We start from the raw sequence: 16,564 nt of genomic DNA on the forward strand, positions 1-16,564 counted from the left end.
CGAATCCGACTGCAAATTTAACAATTCTAATCCTAAGAAAATTGTTAAACTTTTGTTTATTAAACAAAAAAAAAGAGTTCTTTTCAGAACTCTTTTTTTATTAGGCTTTAAAGATTGTTTTCCACCATGGGAGTTTTTCAACTTCACCATAACCATAAGCACCATAAGCACCATAGCCATAACTTTTCTTATAATCAGAAGCATTGATCAACATGGCCATGTTTGGCAATCTTTTATCCGTATACAAGTTTTGAGGAATTGCCAATAGACGTTTATCTAAGAAACCTGCTCTAGAAACATAAATAAACAAATCCGCATACTTACTAACTAATAATGTATCAGTCACTAAATTGACCGGAGCCGTATCCACTACAATATAGTCGTACTTCTCCTTAAGTTTTGCAAATAAATCTTCCACTCGTTGATTTAATAGTAATTCCGCAGGATTAGGAGGTATAATACCAGAAGAATAGATATCTAAATTGTCATATCCCGGAATATTGAACTTTAGGTCAAAAACATTTATGTTTTCATCTTTTATATAATTCGTAATACCTTTAGTGTTTGGCAATCCCAAATATTCAGTGATTTTAGGAGCTCGTAAATCCATTCCTACCAAAGCAACCTTTTTACCTGACAAAGCAAGGGTACACGCTAAATTCACAGAAACAAACGACTTTCCTTCTCCACTCGTTGTTGATGTAATAAAAAGAGATTTACAATTTTCTTCAACCCCAGTTAGCAAGAAATCTAAATTGGTTCGTAACAAACGAAAGGCTTCAGCAGTACTAGATCGTCCTCCTTCTTTCACAACTATGTTTTCACCAGTATCATTGATAGGAATATCACCTAATATTGGTGCGGATACATTCTCTTCTAAATCTTTACGTGTATGCAGCTTAGTATCTAACATATCGTTTAGATAGATAACACCGAATGGAATTATTAAACCTAATAACAAAGCAGATAAAACAACAATATTCTTTTTAGGAGAAATCGGTTTTAACGAACCATGAGCATGGTCAATAATTTTTGAATTTGAGGTTGTAACAGCCAATGAAATTTCAATTTCTTCTTGTTTCTGCAACAAATACAAATACAACTCTTCTTTAATCGTTTGTTGTCTCAATATATTCTTAAACTCCCTCTCTTTCCCTGGTATTTCAGATATTCTAGAATTATTGACAGCAGATTTCTCTTTCAAGTTCGTCAAAGTAGTTTGAAGAGATCGTTTTAAGTTTGTAAAACTCTCTCTTAAACTTTTTTGATAATTAGACAACTGACCATTAAACTCTAACACTAGAGGATTATTTCTTCTAGAATTTCGCAAAAGTTTATTCCTCTTTAAAACAATCTCATTGAACTGTTCCACTTGAAGTAATAATGATTCATCTTTAAACCCTAAATTGGTAGGAATTAATTGATAATCCGTATTACTTTGTTCAAAATACGAATCCATCAATTCTATTAAACTCAATTGTGTTGATATTTCGAAAACTTCCCTTTCGTCAATATCCAACGTTCTATAAATATTAGTAGTTTCAGAACTAATATCAGTAATGTTATTAATTCTTTTGTAACTTTCTATTTCTTTATCAATTCTTTCCAAATCATCTTTAATAAGAACTAATCTTTTAGATATAAATATGGAAGTATTTAAATTCACTTCACTCTTATCTCTAATAGTCTCAGAATTATAATTATCTACAAGTTTATCTATTATATCAATTCCTTTTTGTAAAACAGGACTTTTCATACTCAATAACAAAACACTTGAGGAAAAAAACTTATCAACTGGGTTAATTTGAATACCCGAAACGATATTATCAACTTCTGCATGAATGCTAGAAACTTTAACTCGAACTTGTTTATTTAAAAAAACATCTTTATACTTTTTGTTTAATTCAATAGTATATCCGTTTTTTTCGAGCTTAAATTCACTTCCAAATTTTAGGTTTAATGATTCTTTTTTCGAAGCACTAATTAACTCAAATTCTTTTAAATTAATAATTCTAACATAAAAAGTAGTATCTATTTCTTTAGTAATTAATGAAGGTATTTCTTTAAATAAAATAGGACAATCACCTTTATGAATCTCTGACTCCTTTATCCTACCTTCTTCATAATAACGTATATTCAAATCAAGATCTTCAACAACACTTAACGCAAGGCTTCTTGATTTCAAAATTTGCATTTCATTTTGAATGTTACTTCCCGATCCTTCTAACAGTCCTAAATCTTGAAAAGCACTCAATTCGGAGGTAATTGAACTTTGATTATCCTTTATTAAAATTGAAGAATCTATTTGATATAAAGGTGATGAATATCTTATATAAATAAAAGCGATCAACAAACTTGCAACAATGCAAAAAAAGAACCATTTCCAGTGAATAAGATATTTTTCAATCTCATCTCTAATACTAAAATTTTCTTCAACTTTATTTTGTATATTATAATTGGGACTATTCTGACTCATATTTCTACCTTAATGTAATTGATATAATTGTTAACAGCAAAGAAACAGATGAAATAATAATACCATTCGTGGAACTATTCGTAGATGAATTAATTCTTGGTTTATTTGGCTCAACATAAACTACATCATTTTGCTGCAAATAATATACAGGTGAGTTAAAAACTTCAGCAGAAGTTAAATCAATCCTATTATACGTTAGACCTTCTTCCGTTTCTCTTACCACTAAAATATTCTTTCTTTTACCATACACTGTCAAATCTTTAGCAGCTGCAATAGCATCAAGAATAGTATATCTTTCCCTTGTAACCGACTTAATTCCAGGTGAGCTAACCTCTCCTAGTACAGACACACTAAAGTTCAACAACTTCATAACCACCTGAGGCTCCTGTAAATATTTCTCAAGTTTCTTCTCAATAAGATTCACACATTCTAATCTTGTCAAACCTGACAACTTCAGCATACCTAACTTAGGAAAGTCAATCATACCATCTTTTCCAATCAAATATGTTTGTAGTTGTGGGGTCGATGTTGTTGTTAATTGATTTCCTGAAAAAGCAGCAACAGGTAAATTAAATGGTTTTGTAGCCTCATAATCGATAGAAGAAACAGATATAGACAGCCGATCATCAGGTTTCAAAATAGGACTATAATCTTTTAATTCATTAAACCCATGCTTTTCTATTCCTTGAAAATAAACAAGATTTTTTCTTGGAGCGCATGAATAAAAGACACCAATAACCAAGATTAAAAGACAATAATTATATAATACTTTCATTAAATTATATTTTTTTTTTGCAAAGCTACTAGTTTTATTTGTTTAAATCCAATTATTAGTAACTTGATTATTTTTTTCATCTAAATTCTCAAAAACAGAATTCTCAGAAATATACTCCGGAACAATTCCTTTTAAAAAACGCACCAATTCTGCATCTTCAATTCTACTATTATTTTTGCATAGATTCTCAATCCCCGCAACAATCTTCACGCAGTCCAATTCCCTAACTTTGCTAATCATTATTTTTTCATGATGAGTTGGCATCGTATTTTCTCCATCATTTAAAAGTTCTTCATATAATTTTTCACCGGGTCTTAATCCAGTAATTTTTATATCTATATCATCTGGATATTTCAATCCAGAAAGTTGGATCATTTTAACGGCAAGGTCATATATTTTTACCGATTCTCCCATATCAAAGATAAAGATCTCACCTCCTTCTCCCATGGTACCCGCTTCAATAACCAACTGACAAGCCTCAGGAATCGTCATAAAGAAACGCGTAATTTCTTTATGTGTCAATGTCAACGGCCCTCCTTCTTCAATTTGTTTTTTAAACAGAGGGATGACAGATCCATTGGAACCCAACACATTTCCAAATCGAGTTGTAATGTATTTTGTCTTTCCTTCGCCTTCTTTTTGTTTGCAATTGATATACATCTCGGCAACTCGCTTTGTCGCTCCCATGACATTGGTTGGATTTACCGCCTTATCAGTAGAAACCATAACAAATTTATCCGCCTCATATTTCAAGGCTAAATCTGCAATATTTTTTGTACCATTCACATTAATTTTAACCGCTTCATAAGGAGAATCTTCCATTAAAGGTACATGCTTATAAGCAGCAGCATGAAAAACGATATCCGGTTTGTATTTACTAAATAACTGATCCATTCTATACAAATCTCTAACGTCGGAAACATAGACTTCGTAATTGCTTACTCTTTCTCTTTTCAACTCCTGTTCTAAATCATATAAAGAAGATTCTGCTTGATCAATCAAAACCAACTTCTCACAAGGATAACCACTAATTTGGCGAGATATTTCACTTCCAATAGAACCTGCAGCTCCTGTGATAAAAACCGTTTTTCCCTTAAATTCCTGATCCAAAATAGGATTGTCCAAATTTATAGGACTCCTTTCCAATAAATCTTCAATTTTTATTTGTTTTACTTGGCCGATATGAAGATCTCCATCCACCCATTTAGATACAGGAGGTGCTATTTTCACCTGTACATTCAAGCTGTACATTTCATCAACAATTTCTAACAATCGCTCTGGTCTTATTTTCTGAATCGCAATAATAATTTCTTCAATTTTATTATCTTCCACGAAAACATCTGTAATTTCTGTAGAATCGAAAATAGGTAGGCGATTAATTTTCTTACCTGATTTATTCACATCATCATCAATAAAACCGATGATTTTATGAGAACTTTCTAAATCTTTAGACAAAGTTGAATAAACAATGCTGCCCATCTCACCAGCTCCATAAATTAAAACATGAGCTGGTTTTTTTAAATCAGAGGCTATTTTCCGATAAATAAATTTAAAAACAAATCTACTAGTTATTAAAAATATAATATTTAACAGATAGTGGATAACAATAATAACAATTGGTACTGTAAAATAAGGCCTAAAATTAAACCATTTATTTAGTAAGACAATTAATGCTAATAAACAAGCAAATAAACTGACACCTATATAAACATTCAAAGCATCTCTCAAGCCTGTTTGCCTAATCACTCCCTTATAAGAACCAATTAAAAAAAAACTAACGAAAGCAAGTATTGCGATAACCGGAATATCATAGAATAAGCGATACACATCAAAATCAACACTAAAGTTAAAACGAATAAAATAGGCTATAAAGAACGTTTGAACCACCAAAAACACATCAATACACAGCACCATCCATCTTGAAACATTTTTATGGGCATAGTTTGATAAATACGAACGAATCATGCAATTATTATTTTTTAAAATTGTTTAATACCAACTCTACTTATATCATAGGGAACAAAGTTACATCTTTTTTCAAGAAGTAACTTTACAAGTTTATATTCTTTTTATGCCTAAAACAAATCACAAACCAAATTACCAAAAGAGAAATCAACACTCCTATAAACAACTTAACAAAACTCCAAAGACTACCTCTTAGTAAATAGAACTCAGCTCCTAACAAGCTTAAAAAAATCATATACTCAAAGATATTTGTTTTCATTTTAAAATGTCTAAAATCAAAAACAGAATTAACTAATGCTATGAATATTGTAAACAACAAAACACCTAAATAACCGAAGTTTGCATAGCCTTCACCAAAATAAGGCATTGCTACGTTCAAATAGGTATAACCTATTTTCTCTCCTAATAAATGCCCTGTAGGCACAGGTCTATCACTCCAAACAGATTCTTGAACAAAAAACAACAAAGAACCTAAAAGTTGTTTTCCATTGGTTATTATATCTTCATTTACCAACAAACTAAAATTCTGAAAAGCATCAAAATGCCCTGAATTAAACAATTGATAATCAAAAGAAAAATCACCCTCATTCCAATGTCTAAATGAATTTAATAGAGGAAAAACAACTATTAATCCAAAAATAAATAACAATACATAATTTAGTCCCTTTTTAGGCCATGACGAAAATAAAAGAACCACAGGAATAAAAAGTAAGGCTAGTATACTTCGAGAAAGGGATGTTGGAAAGCAAATAATTAATGTAAAAAGAATAAATAAACATTGATGTTTATTAAATATCTTGTTAACTATCCAATAATACATCATAACAAAATAAGGAATAACTTTTACGATCAATAAAACTCCATAACCTATCAAACCGAGATTTGTATTATTTTTTAAATCAAATACGAATGGTCTAAATAAAAGTAATTCCCACTTAAATTTAATCAAATACAAATAAAAGACTATCGAAATTAAGGAAAGTATGTATAGTTTTACCAAGGAAATTGGCAAGGAAGAATAATCAATCTTAATTTTACTGATGCTAAAACGGGTTTCAATTTGTTTATAGAAAAAATTGTATAAAATTAAATAACCAAGTAATATTAACAGCAATATTACTGAAGACTTCATGTAAATTTCATTAGTTATATACAGTTTACAATAAAAAACTTTATTTGCTTTAAATTGACTTACAGGTGCTAAACAAAAAAAGAAATAATAGAATAAACAAAATGTTTTATTCAATGAGTATTTTTGACTGTCGACGGACAGGAGCAATCCATATAACGACACAAAACCGATTGAGCTAAACATTAGATTTAGACAAAAACTATACCTAATACCTATTTTTGAAAAAACAAAAAATAGGGTAAATACAGCTAAAACACTGAATACATTTACAGGTGTAATATATTTATATTTCAACATTTTTTCTTATTCTGTAAAACATATACGATGCTAAAATTCCATAAATAGTTCTTCCTAATATAAACGAAATAGCTCCTCCATAAATTCCATAAATTGGAATTAACCAAATTGAACTAACTATCATAAATAATGTCGAAATAAATACAATTTTACCTAAAATACCATCCTTAAAATAAGCCAATAAGCCATTGACACCATAACTAGATATTACCCCCATCAAAAGTGGAGTTACACTTAAAATTTTAACAACACTAATAAGTTCTTCAACTGCTGTTAAAGAGTTCTTTTTCAACCAAAAAGCAATTATAAAATCACTTGAGAAATACATTATCAAACTTAAAAATCCACCAAGACCAATTAACACCAGTCTAGAAATGGCCATCAATTCATTCTTTTTATTTATTAGTGGATAGAACACATTAGTTAAAACTGAATTGATAGTACTAAAAGCTGAAGTAAACTTAAGCCCCATTTGAAAAACACTTAACTGAGCTGGTAAACAAAAAAAACCTGCTAAAAAAATTGAAATAACGCCATATGTTGAAGGTAACAATAAACTGATAAATGAACTAAAATAAGTTTTTAAATAAATTAGTACTTTATCAATTGAAATTAACCTAATTCTTATTTTCCTTTTTCTAACAACCCATACAAAAGATATTATAGAAACCATACCAGTGCCAACAGCTTCACACAAAGGTATTTTTTCAAAATCAGCTTCAACATTAATAAAATTAATCACCAAAAAGACATAAATTATACCTCCGGAGAGATTAATTAGGGTAATATATTTCATCTTCTCGACCCCTAAAAACAACCACCTAACGGAGAATAAATCACTTATCAGCAAGAAAGAGCCTACTAAATAAATACTTCTTAATTCATATGTCGTAGGAAGAAAAATAATTAAGACTAAGAAAACACTATAAATAACAATAAATAAATATAATTTAACTGTTATAACTTCATTGAAAATATCATTTACTTTTAATGCATTTTTTTTATTCTTTGCTAAATCTCTAACAGCGGTTAAATTGAACCCATAATTCAAAATATTTAATAAAAAATACACTATGGACATTACAAACACATAATGTCCATAATTATCAATCCCTACCTTTAAAATTAAATAAGGAATTAAAAAGATGGTCAAACCAAGATCAATTCCCTTCAATGAAAATAAAGAAATAGTATTTTCTAAAACATTACCTAGCTGTTTCCCAAATTTCATTAATTATTTTTAAAGTCATTTATTGACTGTTTTATGATTTTTATTACTTGTTTTAAATCACTTGTTTCCAAATTTGATCCACTTGGTAAGCACAAACCTCTTTCAAACAAATGTTCGGAAACATTATTTGTAAATGAAGTGCATTTTTCAAAAACAGGTTGTGTGTGCATTGGCTTCCATAATGGCCTCGCCTCAATATTTGCTTTTTCTAAATTCAACCTAATAGACTCTCTTAACTCAAAGCTTGAAGTTAAGACACATGATAACCATCTATTAGAAATAACATTTTTAGGTTCTTCTAAAAACTCAATCTCTTCAATTTCATTCAATTCTAATTTATAAAAATCAAAATTTGCTCTTCTAGCATCAACATGATCTTGAAGAACTTCCATTTGCCCTCTACCAATTCCTGCAACAACATTACTCATTCTATAATTATATCCAATTTTTGAATGCTGATAATGTGGAGCATCGTCTCGTGCTTGGGTAGCTAAAAAAATAGCAACCTGTTTTTGTTTTAAAGACTTACAAACTAATGCACCGCCTCCCGATGTTGTAATTATTTTGTTTCCATTAAATGAAAGCACTCCATAATCAGCAAGCGTGGCACATTTTGAACCTTTATAAACCGAACCTAAAGCCTCAGCCGCATCCTCAATTACTTGTATCTCATATTTAGCTGAAAGTGCATTAATTTCATCCATTTTAGCAGGCATTCCATACAAATGAACTACTATAATTGCTTTGGGTTTTTTCTTTTTTTGTATCCTATCTTTTATTGCATTTTCTAACAATATAGGACACATATTCCATGTATCATACTCACTATCAACAAATACAGGAATTGCTCCTTGATAGGTAATTGGGTTTGCAGAAGCTGAAAAGGTAAACGACTGACACAAAACCTCATCTCCTAACCCCACACCCGCCAAGACCAAAGCCAAATGAATAGCTGATGTACCAGATGCAAGTGCAGCAATATTAGAATCATTCCCTAAATATTGTTCTAACTTGTTTTCGAATTCATTTACATTAGGACCTAATGGAGCAATCCAGTTAGTTTCAAAAGCTTCATTCACATAATCTTGTTCTGTTCCTCCCATATGTGGAGATGACAACCATATTTTTTTATTCATGTTTATTGTATTTAATGATTTTTGCAGGATTACCTACTACTACAGCATACTCTGGCACATCAGAAAGCACAACAGCCCCTGCTCCAATAGTAGCCCATTTACCTATATTTAGGCCTTGTATTAATTGTGCACCAATTCCTACATGTACACCTTCATTTAATGTGACATCTCCTGCAATAGCAGCATTTGGAGATACGTGTACAAAATCTGACACCAAACAGTCATGTTCGATAATTGCACCTGAATTTATAATACAATGCTTTCCGATTTTTGCTGAGATATTAACTACCGCTTTTGGCATTACTACTGTTCCTTCTTCTATCTCTATATTTTTAGATATATAACTACTTTTATGAATTAATGTTACATAATTAGCCTGAATTTTTTCCGCAATTTTCTTTCTAAAAAAATTATTACCGATACTTATCAGTAATAATTCCTTTTCTAAATCATGATTATCATATTTAAGCACAGGAATACCAAGCAATTCATCACAAAATGGATTATCATCTAAAAACGAATCAACAATCATATCTGTCGAAGATTGAATTATGTCCACAATTACTTTACCATGACCACTTGCTCCAAATAAAATCATCTTAATTTTCACCATTAAAAACCTGAGTTGTAGCTTGACCAGCGGTGTTAATTCCCTCAGAAACAATCACTTTTTTTATAGTCAAGAAAATAATCTTCAAATCTAAGAAAAAACTTAAATTTTCAACATACCACACATCATATTTAAACTTTTCACTCCAACTTATTGTATTCCTTCCATTCACCTGAGCCCAACCTGTAATGCCCGGTTTAACTAAATGTCTTTTTCTTTGTTCAATATTGTATAACTTCAAATACTCGGGTAACAAAGGTCGAGGACCTATTAAACTCATGTCTCCTTTCAAAACATTTATTAACTGTGGCATTTCATCTAGGGATGTTTTACGAACAAACTCTCCTATTTTAGTTAACCTCTCCTTATCAGGTAATAAATTGCCTGATTGATCAGTCTTGTCATTCATTGTTTTAAACTTAACAATTCTGAACAACTTCCCATTTAAACCTGGCCTAACTTGATAAAAAAATGGTTTACCAGAATTCGCAACTGTCAAACAACAAAACACAATTAAAAACAATGGACTAAATAAAAAAAAACTAATAAAAGCTACTATAAATTCTATCATCCTTTTTAAATAATTTCTATACATTTTTTTCTAATTCTTTATATTCATTTAAAATTGCTTCCCAAACATTAATTTGACTGTACAAATTACAAATATTTTTTCTTGAATTTACTGAAAGTTTTTTCCTGTAATCAACATCAACAATCATTTTTTCCATCATTTTTTCAATTTTATATGAATTTTTAACAGAAACTATTACTCCATTCAATCCTTCAACTATAATTTCATTACAACCATTAATATTAGATACTATAGAAGGTAAACTCATTGCTCCAGCTTGCAGTACTACATTCGGAAATCCTTCTCTATAACTTGGGAATACTAAAACATGGCTCATTGCAAAAAAAGGTCTAACATCTTTTTGAAAACCTACCGGAATAATATTTTTATTTGTATTTATAAACTTTAATGTATTATTAGATAATGGATCTAAATTAGACTCAAAGTCTCCTACCAATAATAATTTTATTTTAGCATGTTTTGATTCCAAATTAACAAATGCCTCTATTAATTCATTAATCCCTTTATCACCAACCAAGCGCCCTACAAATATAAAAACAAGATCCTCTGGTTGTATTCCATATTCACTTTTTAGCTCACTAGTTGTTTCTTTTGTAAACAAACCAGGATCAAAAAATGATGTATCAATCCCGTTTGAACTACCATTACCGATTACTTTTAATTTTTCAGACTTAGCAAATCCTAAGTCTAATATAATATCTTTTAATCCAAATGAATTAGGAAATACTTTATTAGCACATGTGTATGTTAGCTTTTCAACAAAATTCAAAAGTGCTCTTTTTTTTCCTTTAACTTCCATTAATGGCAAACCTGCAACGGTATGCAATCTAATTGGCACCCTAGCTAGTTTTGCAGCTAGCATTCCTATTGTTCCTGCCTTTGGTGTGTGTGTATGAACAATCAATGGTTTTTCCTTTCTTAAAAAAAAATACATCTTTACTAATGAAACTAAATCTTTAATAGGTGTAATTTCTCTTGTCAATTCAATACAGCGAACATCTACACCTTCTTTAACACCAACTTCCATTAATTGTTTTTCATCAGAGCTAACTGCTATAACTTTATAATGACTTTTCATAAAAGCCATTTGTCCTTCAATTAACTTATCCAATGAGATAGGAACCGTTGTAATTCGAATAAGTTTGTGTTTCATGCTTTTATTCCTTTAAGACATTTATTTGGGGCGAAAATACATTATTTTTCACATTAAACTCTTCTAAATTGTGTTGCCATTTTGGATTTACAATCCTAATTTCTCCATTAATTTTCTTTTTCAACTTATCCTTATTACTTGGCTGATCAATATTAAAACCGGATTTAGAATAATAATCTATAGGATCAATAATCTTCATATTGATTGACCTAACCTCATCTCCTCGTAAATGACGTAAATAAGCTAAAATACCTCTGCTATAATTATTATACGTCACCGGATTATTAACTATGACTTTATCAATAAGATCTTTATTAGTATTGGGTTCAAAATCAATACCACAAGAAGGCAGCGTACCGTTTGTATTTGATACTACAGGTTTTTCCAATAAAAGATTCACACAACTAATTACTGAAATTCCATTTCTTCGACAATTATCAATAACGGGATAATATATTTTCACATCTTGATTTATTTTTTTCGTAGTGCCCAAATAAATTCCATCTCCCCAACAATCTTTTATTATTGGGTTTATAATTTCAATATTATTTGATCCTCTAATAGAAACACCCATTCCCCACTCACCTAGTTTATTTAGATGATCATACCTTTCACCTACAATATTTGGAAAATACAATTTTATATGTGATGAATTGTGTAAACGTAATACTTCATAGTGCTTTAAGTCATTAGGACTCATTATCAATTTGGATTTTTCAGGAAAGACTATAATTTTATTACTAGGTACTGTAATTCCTTTTGCACTTATTAATAATGGAAAATTTGGAAACACTAAAGTATCATGATCATATATCCCTATTTGTATTGCAGCGGAATAGTCTACTGAAGCATCCTTTACATAATTTTCAGGAAGCAACTGAGTTAAATCATAAGCTTTCGAAGCTAGTTTTTTGGCTTCTTTTCTATAACTACATAGTTCTTTTTTAAATTCATATAAACTACTAGGAACCTCTCTATACGTAAATTTACGAGGCTGAGTGCAAGCACTATTATTTAAAAGAAGAAAAACAAAAATGAATGAAAAAATATTTCGCATATAAATTATTTACCTAGAAACAGAGTTTACAAATATACAGATTAGTCCTCTAAATTATTTATTAGATCTTCCCATTTTTTATAAACACTCTTCTCATCATAATTATTTTTAACGAATTCATAGCCATTATTCCCAAGTATGCTTCTTTCATTATCCGATAAATTAATTAATTTTTCCATTTTTTCTGACAAATCAACTGCATTATTTTTTTCTGACAAAAAGCCACATTGAGATTCAGACAATAACTCAATACATCCAGGCACAGCTGTTGCTACTATTGGTTTTTTTTCCGACATTCCTTCTAATACTGCATTTGGAGTTCCTTCCCAAAAAGTTGAAAGTACAACGGCATCTGACTGTAACACATATTCTTTTGGATTGGAGCAAAAACCTAAAATATCAACTTGTCCCTCTATACAATGTTCTTTCAATAATTCAAAAGGCCAAATTGCATTATTTAAATTTCCTAAAACATATAATTTTACCTTAATGTTTTTATCTTTTAAAATTCGAATAGCTTTAAATAAACTAACATAGTCTTTCTGAGGTCTAAAATGAGCTATACTTATAAACGTAAACACCTCCGCTTTTTCCTTTTCAACAACTGTATCTGGAATTGAGATCGCATTATTCATCAAAAATGATCTTTCAGGAATACTCAATCCCTCTGATTTAAATTTGTTTAAAGAAACAATTGAATTAAATGTAGAAGCATTATCAAGTTTATATGTTAACTTATATAGTAACGAATATCTTTTGGCTATTTCATTATTTCTAACAGAAGTTACTAGTTTTACAGAAGTACACATTTTAACAAACCTAGCTATTATATTGGCACCAAACATAAAGGATATAAGTATATCCGTGCTATTTGATTTTATATACTTAATAATTGAAAATACACCTAAGCCCTTCTTTATTGGAATATGCTTAAATAGCACATTTTGTTCTTCTAATTGGTCTTTAAAATCATTTGTAGGCAAAAGGTATAAAACAGCAACATTATGACCTTGTTTTGCTAAAAATATTGACAACTTGACCATTTGCGTTTCTGCCCCTCCTTTTGAAAGAGAAATAGTAAATAATGTAATGTTTTTTTTCATTCAACTTTTTTATTAATTTCAAATCAGGTAATATTTCTATAAAATTATGAGGCTCTTAAATTAAGAGTCTTAATTATAGATTGAACTTTAACGAATACGAAATATATCAAAACAACTTCTGTCGAACAATTCTATTGAACCGTTTTTGTAAACAGCTCTTCATAGTCTTTCATGATTTTTTGTGACTTAAACTTCTCCTTTACAGAAAGATTCACGGCCTCTGTTTTTTGTATGTTTTTCAACTTGTTTAAATCTTTTAAAGTAGACACAAACTCGTCTTCATTTTCCACCAAATAACCATTTACTCCGGATTCAACAATTTCTTTGGTTCCTCCTAAAACATTAAAAGCAATAACTGGTGTTCCAACCAAACAGCTCTCTAACAAAGCATTTGGAAAACCTTCAACAAAAGAACCTTGTAAAAAATAATCGTATTTTTTCAATTCATTCAAAACTTCATTTGTAAATGAAATATAACATATCTTATCTTCTAAATTCAAGGACTTTGCTTTTTCTTTTATTTGTTGTTCACAGTGGCCAGAACCTATTATTGTATAACTAAACTTATAATCTTCAATTTTACTCAAACATTCCAAAAGTCGAATATGACCTTTTTCTTCGCTAAGTCTTCCTACTGTAACAAATTTTACAAGGCTTCCTAATTGCTCCCTTGCTTCAAAAGGTATTTCTTTTGTTATTGGATTGTTAATTACAATTAACTTATGGGGGGCTATATTAAAATTAGTAACAAAATCATCTCGCATGTCTTTAGACTGACAAACAATTTTTTCAATTCCTTTGTAAGATAACTTAATAAGAAAATTAAATAAACTTGTATTAAAAGAAGAAAACTCCATTCTCTTGGAAAGTACACTTGCCTCTCTTACTATAAATTTTATTTTCCTAAAATAAAAAGAAAACAAACCCAATATAATGTTGATATGCCCAATGGAACTAAACACCAAATCTGGTTGCTCTTTTTTTAAAATCTTAAAAAGTGTAGGTATTGCGTTTAGCAGTCTCGTTTTTTCTAAATAGCGTACATCTACTCCTTCTATATCAAAAACAGAATTAGCTTGATTGCCTAAAACTATAAGTTGTGTATCAAACTTTTTCTTATCCATCATTGTAACCAAAAATGAAACAATCCGTTGAGCTCCTCCCGCTCCTATATTGGGTAAAATAAAATATATTTTCATAGTTTTCAAACTCATTCCTTTATATTTAATTATATATCATTCTTCTGAAGCCATTTTGATAAAATATAAACTCTCCATATATAAGATGAATATTCACCCTTCCCAAGTAAATGATCTTCGTACATTTTTTTAAATTTAGAAATATCTAGATTTGGTATTTTATTTAATAGATTATCCGAAAAACTTTGGCTAAACTCTTCTTTCAGTTCATCTCTAATCCAATGACCAATAGGAATAGAAAATCCTTTTTTAGGCTGATTAAAAACCTCCTCTGGAATATATTCTTTTAAAATTTCCTTTAATATGTGCTTCTTTCTTCCATTATTATACCTATATGAAATAGGTAATTCCCTTGCAAATTCAATAATTCTATAATCCAAGAGAGGACTTCTTACCTCAACTGAACTAGCCATACTAGCTCTATCTACTTTTACATTACTATCATTCTCTAACCACAATTTAATATTTAAATCAGCTGTCTTTTGTAAAATATCTGTAGAGCTAGTTCTGTAGCCCCTGTAATGGTTCATCCAACCTAGTTTCCTATTCTTCAAAAGGCTGTTATATCCAATAAAGGTACCTTCAATAAAAGCATTTTTATCTTTTACTTCTAGTAACCTTCTAATAGAACTGATTTTATTGCTTTTACCAGTGAGGCCTAATAGATGAGAAATTATTTTTCGAAAAAACAATGGTACTAAAAATATTTTTTTATATTTTACTATTGCATCAAAATGATTGTAACCTAGAAAGCTTTCATCTCCTCCATCACCTGACAAAGCCATTGTTACGTATTTTTTAGTGATTTTATTTAGCAATAGCGAAGGTAACGCTGAACTATCAGCAAAAGGCTCATCATAGACCTCTAGCAACGTTGGCAGCATCTCATAAAAATCTTTAGGCTTACAAATTACTTCTGTATGATCTGAGTCAATAATTTCGGAAAATTGTTTTGCAACTTTACTTTCATCATATAGTGGATTCTCAAAGCCTATGGTAAAAGTTTTTATTTTTATCGGTGATGTCTTAGAAGCAATACTCGATATTAATGCTGAGTCGACTCCTCCAGATAAAAATGTTCCGTAAGGTACATCTGATTTTAATCTTATTTTAACTGCATCTTTTAATAATTCATGTAGCTTATTCTTAGAATCTTCATAATTTAAATTAGTCTTATCAACTTTTTGTAAATCCCAATAAGAATAAATATTCTGTGTACCTGATAACATATCAATCTCCAAATTATATCCAGGAGGCAGTTTATATACATCTTCATAGATACTAAATGGAGAAGGTATATATGCGCATTCTAAATATATAGATATCGCATCATTATTAATTTTCTTGCCATTTTTAAGAGGAGCCAATTGACTGCATATTTCAAAAACACCATCTTTCCAATAATAATAAAAAGGTTTAACACCTAAACGGTCTCTAGAGCAGAATAACTGCTTTGTAATTGAATTATAAATAACCAATGAAAACATTCCGTTTGCCTTGTCAATAACATTCTTACCCCACTCAATATACCCCCGAAGCAACACCTCTGTATCCCCAGTAGTCAAGAATTTATGCCCTTTTAATTCTAATTTTTTTCTTAATTCTTCAAAATTATAAATTTCACCATTAAAGACTATCGTGAACTCATCAATTTCCATTGGTTGGTTTGACCTTTCGTCTAAATCTAAAATAGCAAGACGTAAATGCGCAAAAGTCAAATTGTCAACTTTCTTAATTCCCGTATAATTAGGCCCTCTAAATTGAATTCTTTCAATTTTATTTTTCACTTCTTCCTTAGAGGAAGTAATATTCGTTACATAAATTCCACACATAAAACC

General features: G+C 29.8%; 13 protein-coding genes. All 13 read right to left on the reverse strand.

Annotated elements, in window-relative coordinates:
* Positions 1 to 100 precede the first annotated feature (100 nt).
* The 13 genes from FGM02_RS01690 to asnB all read right to left on the reverse strand — a co-directional run bounded on the left by FGM02_RS01690 (position 101) and on the right by asnB (position 16,558).
* Entirely contained in the window at positions 101 to 2,476 is a 2,376-nt protein-coding gene (locus tag FGM02_RS01690; protein WP_139956314.1) for a GumC family protein, read from the reverse strand.
* 4 nt (positions 2,477 to 2,480) lie between these two features.
* Positions 2,481 to 3,251: a polysaccharide biosynthesis/export family protein gene (locus FGM02_RS01695; RefSeq protein ID WP_139956316.1), complete on the reverse strand. Its 771-nt coding sequence runs from the start codon at positions 3,249 to 3,251 to the stop codon at positions 2,481 to 2,483.
* A 42-nt stretch (positions 3,252 to 3,293) separates the two neighbouring features.
* On the reverse strand, positions 3,294 to 5,216 hold the full coding sequence (locus tag FGM02_RS01700) for a polysaccharide biosynthesis protein (RefSeq protein ID WP_139956318.1): 1,923 nt from the start codon (positions 5,214 to 5,216) through the stop codon (positions 3,294 to 3,296).
* 85 nt (positions 5,217 to 5,301) lie between these two features.
* Positions 5,302 to 6,348, reverse strand: coding sequence for an O-antigen polymerase (locus tag FGM02_RS01705; RefSeq protein ID WP_139956320.1), 1,047 nt, complete (start codon positions 6,346 to 6,348; stop codon positions 5,302 to 5,304).
* A 283-nt stretch (positions 6,349 to 6,631) separates the two neighbouring features.
* Positions 6,632 to 7,876 carry an oligosaccharide flippase family protein gene (locus FGM02_RS01710; RefSeq protein ID WP_139956322.1) on the reverse strand — a complete coding sequence of 415 codons (1,245 nt, stop codon included), beginning with the start codon at positions 7,874 to 7,876 and terminating at the stop codon, positions 6,632 to 6,634.
* A complete protein-coding gene (locus FGM02_RS01715; RefSeq protein ID WP_139956324.1) occupies positions 7,876 to 9,012 on the reverse strand; it encodes a DegT/DnrJ/EryC1/StrS family aminotransferase in 1,137 nt (378 codons plus the stop codon). Before FGM02_RS01715 ends, FGM02_RS01710 begins: the two co-directional genes overlap by 1 nt.
* Complete coding sequence (locus tag FGM02_RS01720) at positions 9,005 to 9,610, reverse strand: acetyltransferase (RefSeq protein WP_139957733.1); 606 nt, start codon at positions 9,608 to 9,610, stop codon at positions 9,005 to 9,007. The genes FGM02_RS01715 and FGM02_RS01720 overlap by 8 nt, the downstream gene beginning before the upstream one ends.
* 1 nt (position 9,611) lies before the next feature.
* Entirely contained in the window at positions 9,612 to 10,217 is a 606-nt protein-coding gene (locus FGM02_RS01725; protein WP_139956326.1) for a sugar transferase, read from the reverse strand.
* Positions 10,210 to 11,367: a glycosyltransferase family 4 protein gene (locus tag FGM02_RS01730; protein WP_139956328.1), complete on the reverse strand. Its 1,158-nt coding sequence runs from the start codon at positions 11,365 to 11,367 to the stop codon at positions 10,210 to 10,212. The genes FGM02_RS01725 and FGM02_RS01730 overlap by 8 nt, the downstream gene beginning before the upstream one ends.
* A gap of 4 nt (positions 11,368 to 11,371) precedes the next feature.
* Complete coding sequence (locus tag FGM02_RS01735) at positions 11,372 to 12,424, reverse strand: right-handed parallel beta-helix repeat-containing protein (protein WP_139956330.1); 1,053 nt, start codon at positions 12,422 to 12,424, stop codon at positions 11,372 to 11,374.
* Positions 12,425 to 12,465: 41 nt separating this feature from the next.
* Positions 12,466 to 13,527: a glycosyltransferase gene (locus tag FGM02_RS01740; RefSeq protein WP_139956332.1), complete on the reverse strand. Its 1,062-nt coding sequence runs from the start codon at positions 13,525 to 13,527 to the stop codon at positions 12,466 to 12,468.
* Positions 13,528 to 13,658: 131 nt separating this feature from the next.
* Entirely contained in the window at positions 13,659 to 14,741 is a 1,083-nt protein-coding gene (locus FGM02_RS01745) for a glycosyltransferase (protein ID WP_139956334.1), read from the reverse strand.
* A 14-nt stretch (positions 14,742 to 14,755) separates the two neighbouring features.
* On the reverse strand, positions 14,756 to 16,558 hold the full coding sequence (gene asnB / locus FGM02_RS01750; protein ID WP_139956336.1) for an asparagine synthase (glutamine-hydrolyzing): 1,803 nt from the start codon (positions 16,556 to 16,558) through the stop codon (positions 14,756 to 14,758).
* Positions 16,559 to 16,564 lie beyond the last annotated feature (6 nt).

The sequence above is a fragment of the Flavicella sediminum genome (assembly GCF_006381105.1).
GTDB classification, from domain to species: Bacteria; Bacteroidota; Bacteroidia; order Flavobacteriales; family Flavobacteriaceae; genus Flavicella; species Flavicella sediminum.